General features: G+C 39.0%; 13 protein-coding genes. All 13 read right to left on the bottom strand.

Translation table 11 applies throughout. The annotated features are described in order from the left end of the window. Positions 1-64 precede the first annotated feature (64 nt). The 13 genes from NPA36_RS04325 to NPA36_RS04265 all read right to left on the bottom strand — a co-directional run bounded on the left by NPA36_RS04325 (position 65) and on the right by NPA36_RS04265 (position 11272). Complete coding sequence (locus NPA36_RS04325; protein WP_256944881.1) at positions 65-5323, bottom strand: immunoglobulin-like domain-containing protein; 5259 nt, start codon at positions 5321-5323, stop codon at positions 65-67. A 125-nt stretch (positions 5324-5448) separates the two neighbouring features. Beyond that, positions 5449-5793, bottom strand: coding sequence for a thioredoxin domain-containing protein (locus NPA36_RS04320; RefSeq protein ID WP_256944880.1), 345 nt, complete (start codon positions 5791-5793; stop codon positions 5449-5451). Between the two features lie 66 nt (positions 5794-5859). Beyond that, the gene (locus NPA36_RS04315) at positions 5860-6060 is read right to left on the bottom strand and encodes a hypothetical protein (protein WP_256944879.1); all 201 of its coding nucleotides are present in this window, start codon (positions 6058-6060) and stop codon (positions 5860-5862) included. A 2-nt stretch (positions 6061-6062) separates the two neighbouring features. Beyond that, positions 6063-6800 (bottom strand): ABC transporter permease, encoded by a 738-nt coding sequence (locus tag NPA36_RS04310; RefSeq protein WP_256944878.1) that lies wholly within the window; start codon positions 6798-6800, stop codon positions 6063-6065. Beyond that, positions 6797-7510, bottom strand: a complete 714-nt coding sequence (locus NPA36_RS04305) for an ATP-binding cassette domain-containing protein (protein ID WP_256944877.1) — start codon at positions 7508-7510, stop codon at positions 6797-6799. Before NPA36_RS04305 ends, NPA36_RS04310 begins: the two co-directional genes overlap by 4 nt. Before the next feature lie 143 nt (positions 7511-7653). Continuing rightward, positions 7654-8139: an LURP-one-related/scramblase family protein gene (locus NPA36_RS04300; protein WP_256944876.1), complete on the bottom strand. Its 486-nt coding sequence runs from the start codon at positions 8137-8139 to the stop codon at positions 7654-7656. 16 nt (positions 8140-8155) lie between these two features. Continuing rightward, positions 8156-8686, bottom strand: coding sequence for a cysteine hydrolase family protein (locus tag NPA36_RS04295; RefSeq protein WP_256944875.1), 531 nt, complete (start codon positions 8684-8686; stop codon positions 8156-8158). Between the two features lie 16 nt (positions 8687-8702). Next, on the bottom strand, positions 8703-9368 hold the full coding sequence (locus tag NPA36_RS04290; RefSeq protein ID WP_256944874.1) for a YoaK family protein: 666 nt from the start codon (positions 9366-9368) through the stop codon (positions 8703-8705). Between the two features lie 41 nt (positions 9369-9409). After that, positions 9410-9688 carry a DUF1294 domain-containing protein gene (locus NPA36_RS04285; RefSeq protein WP_256944873.1) on the bottom strand — a complete coding sequence of 93 codons (279 nt, stop codon included), beginning with the start codon at positions 9686-9688 and terminating at the stop codon, positions 9410-9412. A gap of 4 nt (positions 9689-9692) precedes the next feature. Beyond that, complete coding sequence (locus tag NPA36_RS04280; protein ID WP_256944872.1) at positions 9693-9977, bottom strand: glutaredoxin; 285 nt, start codon at positions 9975-9977, stop codon at positions 9693-9695. Positions 9978-10010: 33 nt separating this feature from the next. Further along, complete coding sequence (locus tag NPA36_RS04275; RefSeq protein ID WP_256944871.1) at positions 10011-10622, bottom strand: sugar O-acetyltransferase; 612 nt, start codon at positions 10620-10622, stop codon at positions 10011-10013. A gap of 18 nt (positions 10623-10640) precedes the next feature. Continuing rightward, on the bottom strand, positions 10641-11051 hold the full coding sequence (locus NPA36_RS04270) for a ribonuclease HI family protein (RefSeq protein WP_256944870.1): 411 nt from the start codon (positions 11049-11051) through the stop codon (positions 10641-10643). Continuing rightward, a complete protein-coding gene (locus NPA36_RS04265; protein WP_256944869.1) occupies positions 11048-11272 on the bottom strand; it encodes a cold-shock protein in 225 nt (74 codons plus the stop codon). The genes NPA36_RS04270 and NPA36_RS04265 overlap by 4 nt, the downstream gene beginning before the upstream one ends. Positions 11273-11645: the final 373 nt, after the last annotated feature.

Genomic DNA, 11645 nt, shown 5'->3' with positions numbered 1-11645 from the left:
ATCCCTTTACCAAACTTCATACTAGTCGGCAAAGGGATATATCTAATTATGAACGATATAGATATTAACTATTCTTTTTTCTTTTACGACTTACTAATCCAAATCCTGCCAATCCAAAAATAGTTGCTCCAATATTATGGAATAAACTCATTGAATCTCCACCTAGTGCAGGTAAAATTGCCTTCTTATGAACTGGTGATTTAGGTTCTGGTTTAGGTTCTGGTTTAGGTTCTGGTTTAGGTTCTGGTTTTGGATCTGGACTAGGTGCAATGACCGTAATCGTGGTACTTGTCACGTAGCTAGCTCCTTGGCTATCGATTACCTTGAAGATCACCGTATAGGTGCCTGGTTTATCCTTATCAAACCCTCCAGTATCCTCTACTGTCACTTTTGCTTTGACATCCCCATCCTCTGGATCTGTCGCTGATGTCACTAGGTCTAGTACATCAAAATCGCTACCTTGGGTAATTGTTTTTGGAGCTGTTTCAATTGTTGGGGCTTGGTTCATTCCTGTCCAACGAGGCACTACTGTCACAAGCTCTGTGGTCGTATAGCTAGCTCCTTGGCTATCGATTACCTTGAAGGTCACCGTATAGGTGCCTGGTTTGTCCTTATCAAATCCTCCAGTATCTTCTACTGTTACTTTTGCTTTAACATCCCCATCCTCTGGATCTGTCGCTGATGTCACCAGGTCTAGTACATCAAAATCGCTACCTTGGGTAATTGTTTTTAGAGCTGTTTCAATTGTTGGGGCTTGGTTCATTCCTGTCCAACGAGGCACTACTGTCACAAGCTCTGTAGTCGTATAACTAGCTCCTTGGCTATCGATTACCTTAAAGGTCACTGTATAAGTGCCTGGTTTATCCTTATCAAACCCTCCAGTATCCCCTACTGTCACTTTTGCTTTGACATCCCCATCCTCTGGATCTGTCGCTGATGTCACTAGGTCTAGTACATCAAAATCGCTACCTTGGGTAATTGTTTTTGGAGCTGTTTCAATTGTTGGGGCTTGGTTCATTCCTGTCCAACGAGGCACTACTGTCACAAGCTCTGTGGTCGTATAGCTAGCTCCTTGGCTATCGATTACCTTGAAGGTCACCGTATAGGTGCCTGGTTTGTCCTTATCAAATCCTCCAGTATCTTCTACTGTTACTTTTGCTTTAACATCCCCATCCTCTGGATCTGTCGCTGATGTCACCAGGTCTAGTACATCAAAATCGCTACCTTGGGTAATTGTTTTTGGAGCCGTTTCAATTGTTGGGGCTTGGTTCATTCCTGTCCAACGAGGTACTACTGTCACAAGCTCTGTAGTCGTATAACTAGCTCCTTGGCTATCGATTACCTTGAAGGTCACTGTATAGGTGCCTGGCTTATCCTTATCAAATCCTCCAGTATCCTCTACTGTTACTTTTGCTTTGACATTTCCATCCTCTGGATCTGTCGCTGATGTCACTAGGTCTAGTACATCAAAATCGCTACCTTGAGTAATTGTTTTTGGAGCTGTTTCAATTGTTGGGGCTTGGTTCATTCCTGTCCAACGAGGCACTACTGTCACAAGCTCTGTAGTCGTATAACTAGCTCCTTGGCTATCGATTACCTTAAAGGTCACTGTATAAGTGCCTGGTTTATCCTTATCAAACCCTCCAGTATCCCCTACTGTCACTTTTGCTTTGACATCCCCATCCTCTGGATCTGTCGCTGATGTCACTAGGTCTAGTACATCAAAATCGCTACCTTGGGTAATTGTTTTTGGAGCTGTTGCAATTGTTGGGGCTTGGTTCATTCCTGTCCAACGAGGCACTACTGTCACAAGCTCTGTGGTCGTATAACTAGCTCCTTGGCTATCGATTACCTTGAAGGTCACCGTATAGGTGCCTGGCTTATCCTTATCAAATCCTCCAGTATCCTCTACTGTTACTTTTGCTTTGACATCCCCATCCTCTAGATCTGTCGCTGATGTCACTAGGTCTAGTACATCAAAATCGCTACCTTGGGTAATTGTTTTTGGAGCTGTTTCAATTGTTGGGGCTTGGTTCATTCCTGTCCAACGAGGCACTACTGTCACAAGCTCTGTGGTCGTATAACTAGCTCCTTGGCTATCGATTACCTTGAAGGTCACCGTATAGGTGCCTGGCTTATCCTTATCAAATCCTCCAGTATCTTCTACTGTTACTTTTGCTTTAACATCCCCATCCTCTGGATCTGTCGCTGATGTCACTAGGTCTAGTACATCAAAATCGCTACCTTGGGTAATTGTTTTTGGAGCCGTTTCAATTGTTGGGGCTTGGTTCATTCCTGTCCAACGAGGCACTACTGTCACAAGCTCTGTAGTCGTATAACTAGCTCCTTGGCTATCGATTACCTTAAAGGTCACTGTATAAGTGCCTGGTTTATCCTTATCAAACCCTCCAGTATCCTCTACTGTCACTTTTGCTTTGACATCCCCATCCTCTGGATCTGTCGCTGATGTCACTAGGTCTAGTACATCAAAATCGCTACCTTGGGTAATTGTTTTTGGAGCTGTTTCAATTGTTGGGGCTTGGTTCATTCCTGTCCAACGAGGCACTACTGTCACAAGCTCTGTGGTCGTATAGCTAGCTCCTTGGCTATCGATTACCTTAAAGGTCACTGTATAGGTGCCTGGCTTATCCTTATCAAATCCTCCAGTATCTTCTACTGTCACTTTTGCTTTAACATCCCCATCCTCTGGATCTGTCGCTGATATCACCAGGTCTAGTACATCAAAATCGCTACCTTGGGTAATTGTTTTTGGAGCTGTTTCAATTGTTGGGGCTTGGTTCATTACATATGAACGAAGAATATAGGTATAGACGTAGGTTATTAACTTATTACCAATTAAGTCCTCACTCCGATCTGTGGCAATGGTTGAATCCTCACTAAATAAGATTTTAACTGATTCAGCTTCACTGCCATCAAGATTAGAAATAGTCTTGGTTAGACTTACTAATTCATAGATACGACCATTTAAAGAATCTTGAGTAAATTCTGCTCCTGTTGTGAAAGTTCCATCGGTTGTATCTGCATAATTTACGATAGCTTCTGTATCAACTGCATCAGGACTTGTATTCCAAACATCATTGACTGCTGAATAGTATTCATGTACCTCTTGAAAAGCAGCAGGAGCTACTACTTGTATTGACCGAACTATAGGTACTGCATAAGCTCCTAAATCATTTGCAATGGCAGTTGGTAAGAGTCCAAGAATAGAATCATCTGCATCAGGAGCTGCATAGACGTACGTTAATTGAACATTGGTATTAGCATAGATATTTTTAGTGAGCTCTCCCTTTAGTTCCTCAAGAGTGTAGGCTGTTGCTTGTCCATTAATCAGCACCCTTACTCGGTTGAGATCCGTTCCAATTGAAGTTCCTCTTGCATCAATTCCTTGATCTTCAATAGTAAAGGAATTGACCCCAAGAAGGTTGTCAAAGCCGGTCCCATCAGACGCATAATCAATCTTAGTAGTTAAGTCTCCAAAATTAGTAAACATTGGCCGTGTCGTCTCAATCTGAAAAAGGGAAACATTAGGAGAATAAAGCTTTAGCAAAGTACCATTATTCTCAATTTTGTCACGATATTCTTCAGGAACATCTGCCATTGCGGCGTTAGAGGTTCCAGTGATATTGTTTGCATACATGAAATAGGTCACTTTTACTAAATTACTAGCATCTGCTAATCTAGCTGCCACATCACTGGTGAAAGAGCCATCAAGTTCAGAATTTCGATAGAATCCAGTTAACTGGATTTGCCCCCCCATCTGACCAGCCACACCATTAGCCCCACTATTCGCTTGAATCCGTAACAAATTTGTATTAAGCGTCGATACAAAATCTTCAGCGGACACGTTAATTAAAGCATTATTAGCGGTACGTGCACCAGCTGGAAAGGTAAGTTTACCAAGTGTTCCTAGTTGATCATATCCATAGCTTGTAATTCCAATATTGGTTGTAGTATTAATATAGAAATTAGCGTTATCACTTGATCCCCCCACTGGATTACCATTCTTATCAATGACAGTCAAATATGCTTGAGGATTACGTGAACCATTTATGATACCCCTCATGGTTAACCAAACATCATCACGACTAAGGTTATATCGAGTAGGTATGACAATAGCGTTCTCCCCTGTCAACATATAATCATTGACCGTACCACCTTCTCCGTAACCGTAGAGATTGACATTCGATGAAACAGTCGCGTTGCTATAAGTATGTGTTGGTGATCCCACTGTAAGACGTGAATGATAGGTATTGGAATAGATGTTATATGGAGCTCCTGAAATACGTTGTGCAACGACTGGAGGTGTGACTTGAGTTAGTGGCCCACCTTGGTGGTGCGTATTAATTCGCGTACCATTAGCATCTAGGATTGGTGTCCCAAATCGACCAGAGAAGTTATCTTCAGGCGAATAATTATTAACAACATAAAAATCATTCAAAGTCATTTGTTCATTAAATTGAATTAATCCTTGGTCAGCAGATAACTTTAATAGGGCAATATTAGCTGCTGTCACTATATCAGTCATTTTAGAATCAAGGTAGGATTTATTAATAGTTACATCAGTATAGTAATTACGGTCCGTCTCTAGATAGTTAACGGATTCTGCAGCTACCACTGTAACCGTTGATGTTGCAGTCTGACTTGTACCATCACTAGCTGTCAAGGTATAGGTCAGCTGATAAGTACCTGGAGTAGCCATATCAATCGTACCTGTAACTGCTACAACACTACTAGCATTGGCACCATCAATGGTAGCACCTGTAATCAAAGCTGATGGCGATAGCTTTCCTCCAGTTTTCACCGTAATCGTTTCAATAACTGAGAGCTTAACAACTTGTGGTGAGCTAGTAGTTGCTAGGCGACTAGCAGGAGATTCGGTTGAGGCTATGCCAGGTGTGGGAATAGATTCAGTTGTTAAATCTGTACCCAATCTGTTTGAACGAATGCCTTCAGCTTCTGAGCTTCTTCCATGTTCAACTATATCTGTCGATATTCCGTCTGTCACTGACTCTACTTCTCCTATAACTGCACGAGTCATATCAGTGCCTGGTATCGTCTCCAGATCCGTTACATCACTAGCAGTTGCTCCTGTTTCCTCAATGATTGAGCTAGTAGTAGCAACTTCCGAACTAGTCTCAGGCTCAACTATATTAACCGTTATATCATCACTATATGGCTCTGCTCCCTCCTGTGCTTGAGCCACTCCAGTCGGCCAAAGTATTAGGCCAAAACAAAAAAGAATAGAAACGAGTCCTAAGTGAGACTTGCGCAAACGATAACGGGGTTGCCTTTCTGAATTCATAGTTAATTCTCCTTTTTTTATAAATTTGTCATTTTGATTGTAGCAAACAAAAGCAGGTAATAAAAGGGTTTTTGTTAACTTAATATAAAAACTACATAAAAAGTAATAATATTTTTTCTAACTTACTACTGAATAAATGCAGTAATTTCTTCCTCATTTAAAGAAGAATCACAAACAACTTTGACAGAACCATTCTTTGCTACAATTAATCCTGGAACAGTTGGTATTGAGTAGGTTTGGCGGAAATATTTTAAGGAGTTTACATCCAAGGTATCTTCACTATCAATAAAGTAAACCTTACGATGACTAGATTTTGCTACTGCACTAATTTTTGGAGCGAACTTTCTACAAAAAGGACAAGTAGCTCGTCCAATGAAAATAACCACATCCTCTTTAGTAAATAATTCCTCTGCTTGACTAGCAGTAATTTTTTCAAAATCTTTTATATCCTCTAAAAATGTATTTTCCATATGATTACTCCTCTCTCTTTCTGATAATATTATGACATGCCCTTAACAAATTAAAAAATAAACTGCTTATTCCCCATCTTGATGCTTATTTTTTAATTTTTTTCCGTACCAGACTCTAGTCACAAAAGCCCCCAACATACCAATGAGAATACCAATCAAAATATTATTCATCAGTAATCCAATCGCGAAGCCAATCACAATACCGGTTAGCATAATTAGATTTAAGGCGGTCAATTCTTTTATACGTTCCTGTGGAGAATTAGGCATATTTACACCTGCTTTCTAAAATAATATTCCCAGGGCATTAGAAACACCTGGAGTTTATGGATAAGATACCGAAGCATAAGCATGAACAAAATAAAAAATAACATAGCAATAGCCGCTTCTAGTGTTTGCGACTGCTTGAAACTCATATAGATGGCATAGGCCAAACCAGATTGCAGGCTATAAATCTCAAGTAGGAAGAAATAGACAGTCGCAATTGACATGCTAATCCGTAACCCTGTGAAGAAATGTGGCAATATAGTAGGTATAATCACTTCAACCAACCACATGTAGGGCGTAAATTGTAAATTCCCAGCAACGATTACATAGTCTTTAGGTAACTTTATGATGGCTTCACGAATAGGAAGAGCCAGATAGACACCAACTAAGAGCGAGCAAAATAAGATGAGTGCTACAATGTTCTTGTCTGTCCATAGAATCAGCAAAGGGAAAAAAGTAATAATAGGTATGACCAATATGCTGTTCAATAAAAAAGAGACTTGCTTGATAAATCTTGTGAATATCCCACCAACTACACCACTAATCCCCCAAAACAGACTAGCAATAATGAGACTAGACATGATTCGCCCACTGGTAACAAAGCCGCCTACAATAAAATAGAGTAAACTGTCACTAAAGTCCTGCTTCATCTGATAAGGGGTTAGTTGGAATCTGAAACCAAAATACAAAAAGAACAAGCAAGTTAAGATTAATAAGCCAATTTGAAGACGATTCTTCTTCATTTTGACACCCCCAAAGCAATACGGAGTTTGTTTTGTAAGTCTAAAAAGGCAACCTCTTGTCGAATATTTGCTAGCCCATAAAGTGGGTTTTCTATAATCTGACTAATTCTGCCATCTTTCATAACAGCTATTTGATGCCCAAGGATAAGAGCTTCTTCGATACTGTGAGTGACTATGACTGACGTTAAGTCATATAAAGTATGTAGGCTGATTAAAAGCGTTTGTATTTTCTCAGAAGTAAATGCATCCAGTTGAGAAGTTGGTTCATCCATCAATAGTAACTTGGGTTCTTTTGAGAGAACCTGAGCAATTGCCACTCGCTGCACTTGACTGGTTGTTAGAGCCTTGGGATAAAGATCCAATAAGTCACTGATACCCAAATTATTAGCCAAACGCTTGACTCGATTACTTTTTTTATCCAAAGCAATAAAAGATCTATGCATCCCTAGTAAAATATTTTCCTCTACTGTTCTCCATGGAAAAAGTTGAAAATTCTGCAAGAGGAGACCTACTTCTTTCATGGAAAGGTCTGTATCAATAGCACCTTTTTCTGGGGGTAGAAGCCCTGCTATTACATGCAAAAGGGTTGTTTTTCCACAAGCAGCCTGACCAATAATAACTGTCGTTTTTCTACTCGGAATATCCAATGACAACTGGTCTATTACCAAACCTTGGTCTCGAATAATACTAATCTTGTCTAAGCTTAGCACATTATCCCTCCTACTTATACTTTTCCAAATGAATTTTTTATCTTGTCAAATGTACTCCCCCGTTTAGCATATTCTAACAGATAAACTAAACTTCTATATGGACTCAACAGAAAATGCTTCATTAGAGGCATTTACCTACTTTCTTATGAACTACTATTGCTATCCATAACAGCATCAATGGCCAATATAACAGCAATAACTGCCACTGGGTTGACCAAAGCATCATTAATATCAAATTCGAAGGTATCGGACCATGCCAACCATTTTTTAGAAATCGTTGCAATAACCTGGCCAGTCCCATCAATAATGTGATAGTTATGGGCAAAGAAATCTCCCTCAATGCTCCAATCACTTCCCTGAAGAACATATCTTGGTTTGAAAAAAGAAAACTCCTTTTTTATTGTCGCCACAAATTCTCCACTCGCATAGACATCAAAGGTCGGAAAGAGATGAAAAAGCTCTTGTTTAAAGTAAGCCAACTCCTGCCCAGTTGCAACATCATAGATAAAGCGTTGTTTAGATAAGGTAAAGAGAGTTCCTTCAACATAATAAACAGGATTTTGGTCAATATCATAAATATCAAATTTCGTTCTAAATGAAAAAAATTGTTGCTTCATATAAAGTTTCATGGTCAACTCTCCTTGTCTATGATTCCATCACGTCAATATGACACATCTTCATCGCCTGCAGGGCATTCTTATGGCTCTCAAGAGTCACACCAGCACACGCAGTAGCATCAACTTCAATGGGGATGTCTAAAAATTTAGCTTTTAAGAGTAAGGCATTGCTGATAACACAGATGTCAGTACATAGTCCAACTAAGGTAATACGCTCAATGCCTTCTCTTTGATGAATTTCTTCCAATTTTTCTAACAAGTCTAGAGATCCAAAAGTATATTTTTCAATAACTTGAGCATGTTTATGAATGAGCTCTGTCATAATTTGAGAATTAACTTGCCAGCCATGGCTTTCTTTTAGACAGTGCATAATCGGTAGGTGCTCCCCTTCGATAGTGTCTAAATAATCCTCAAAATGGGTATCCTGTGTATAGTATACCGCTCCATCAAAAGCCTTAATTTTAGCGCAAACTCTAGGTACGATTGCTTGAGCTTCCTTAGTCCCTAAAGCTCCATCAATAAAATCATTTTGCATATCCACTACAATTAATAGGTTCATAATGACTCCTCTCACATTAGACAATATCCTTGAAAAATACCTTCCTAAAAATAAAATAATAGGTTCCCACTACCATATATAACATGGCGGCCACATGAATGATAGATGTTTTAAGGTAAGCATAAGCAAATAAGGAACTTAGCCCTCCTAGACAAAAGATACCAATATTAGCAAGGTAAAAGGTCAATTTCCATAAATCTTCGTATTTTCCTCTAATAATCCTTCCAAGTGCAAAACCTGCATCCGTCAAATAACCAGTAAAATGCGAGGTACGTATCATGGTCCCTCTAAAATATATAAACATTCCATTTTGCGTCCCTACCATAAAGGATAAAAACCACAAAAGTTTTCGGTTATCATGAAAAAAATGATTAACAATGAGAAGAAGCACCCCAAAACTTACCATTAAGAGCCCATATCGTTGGCTAGGATGAAATAATTTTTTAGAAAAAATGATGCCACTAAAAATACCACCAGCAAAAAAAGATAGAATCAAGATGATATAAAAATAATACTCAGAAAACACCTGAGAATGCCACTCTAAAACCATATTGGACAAATTCCCTGTCATATGTGTTGTCGGTATTGAAAACAAGGCAATAGAAGCCAGATTAATATAGCCCGAAATAAAGCTCAATAAAAGTATCCATGCTGTTAACCAACGTGTTTCAATTCTACCCAAATGCTATTGTCACTTCCGTTCAATCCAAATTTAGTTGGTGGCTACTGATAGTAAAAAATTAAGGCTACTAAAAGTATATCAATGACCAACCCTAATCCAAATGCTACTTTGAATATACGGTGTAGGGTTTTATGTTTAAAGACTTTCATACCCAGATATCCACCAATACTTCCCCCAGAAATCCCTACTGCCAGCAGATGTCTTTCAGAAATTCTATTTCCTTTTTTTCTAGCCTGATGCTTATCGAATCCCATTATACAAAACAAATAAAGATTGATAATCACTAAGTAGATTAGTAATAGGTCACTAATGATAGACATATCATCACCTAGTTTCCAAGCTAATTTTAGCTGCATAGTCCGCCAAATCAGCCACTTCAAATATATAGTCATCGTCTGTAGTCACCAAACAAGGCACTCCAACCATTCCTAACTCTTTGCGTGTTACAAATGCTGTCTCGTGATCTCTGACAGCCAAAAATTGTTTTAGATTTCTCATACTTTCCGTAATATCAATTCCTTCAACAGGGATAGTCAGCCTTTCTAATTCAGCAAAAAATGGACCTGTATCAGGACATAAACTACTATAAAATACTCTTACTTTTTCCATTGTAAAAACTCCAATCATTTATGGTCATAGACTTTATTTATAATCGTCCACGTCAAAAAGTCTATCCTTATAATAGTAGTCTCGGTCCTCTTCTGTGACTTCTCTTAGAACTCGGCATGGGTTTCCGATAGCAATACTATTAGCGGGAATATCCTTGGTAACCACACTTCCTGCACCTATGATGACATTATCACCAATCGTTACTCCAGGATTTACGACAACATTTCCTCCTAGCCAAACGTTATCGTCTATTGTAATAGGAATACCGTATTCATAGCCTGAATTTCTTGACTCGGGATGAAGTGGATGTCCTGCTGTATAGAGAGAAACATTTGGGCCAAACATGACATTTTCACCAATAGTAACTGGGGCTACATCTAGAATAGTTAAGTTGTAGTTGGAATAAAAGTTTTCACCAACCTTGATAGTATAACCATAGTCACATCTAAATGGTGACTCGATATGAACACTTTGCCCACTTGCTCCAAGAAAGGACTTTATTTTTTCTTTGCGTACTTTCTTTTGAGATGGTGGCAGCTGATTGTAGTCGAAACAGAATTCTTGTGCAAATAGTCGTTCTTTTTTTAGTTGTTCATCGCCAGCCAAGTAGGGCAAGCTGGCCAGCATTCTTTCTTTTTGGTTCATTAGAAAATTATTCCTTTCCTATTCTTGATTTTTGATAGCTCTTTGTAATCCTTGACGAGCCAGCTTATCGGCTCCACGATTATTTTTTTCAGCTACCCATTCCAAATGGATTTGCTGAAATTGTTTTAATTGTTTAATAATTGATTTCATAATTGGTTTATAGATTTCATGCTTAGAATAGTTCTTATTTATGGCAGAGACTGCCGTTTTTGAATCGCTATAGATAAAGATAAATTGGTCATGATACTCCTGAATTTCTAGCCAATGCAAAGCTGCTTGAATGGCTAAAAATTCCGCTTGATGATTATCGTACACTTGGGATAAAGATTCTGACAATTGAATCTGTTGTCCATCTTTTAAGATAACTAGTCCCAATCCTGCTGGTCCGTTTACTCCTTTAACAGCTGCATCGCAGTAAATGCGGATCATTCAACATCGTCCTCAGAAAGTAAGACCTTAACCTTGGTTGCTTGAACACCTCTTACGCCATCTGCCAACTCAAAGATAACGTGTTGTCCCTCCTTTAAGGTTTTAAAACCGTCAGAATGGATCCCGGTAAAATGTACGAAGATATCCTCATTTGTTCGACTACTGGTAATAAAACCATAGCCTTTTTCGTTATTAAACCATTTTACTTGTCCTTGTTCCATCATTATCCCTCCTCTTCTCTAATGGCACCGTAAGTTTCTACATCCATTTCCTCTATTATACGTGCCAAAACAGCTTAGGTAAACCTTTTTGGCTACTGGCAGATAAAGAAAAGGATTGTAGTCTGTTATGAGGATAAATGATAAAGCCTTGTCAGGGTGAAATAATAGATTTTCTAACCATTACAGATAACCACTAATGTTACTAACCTGTTCGAGTTGCCAGATAATCGGTCAGAAATCAGAACGGTGGCACCGCAGTGAGCCTTGGTCTCACTGACTTAGCTGTCTACGTGACTGTAAATCGGCTGAAGCCGAAACAGTCACTGTGCGTCAGCTATGCTAATACATCATTATTTCTGACCGATTATCTGGC

The organism is Granulicatella seriolae (genome assembly GCF_024543085.1).
Classification (GTDB): domain Bacteria; phylum Bacillota; class Bacilli; order Lactobacillales; family Aerococcaceae; genus Granulicatella; species Granulicatella seriolae.
Note: the sequence above shows the minus strand (reverse complement) of the source record. Positions and strands in the feature narration are given on the sequence as shown.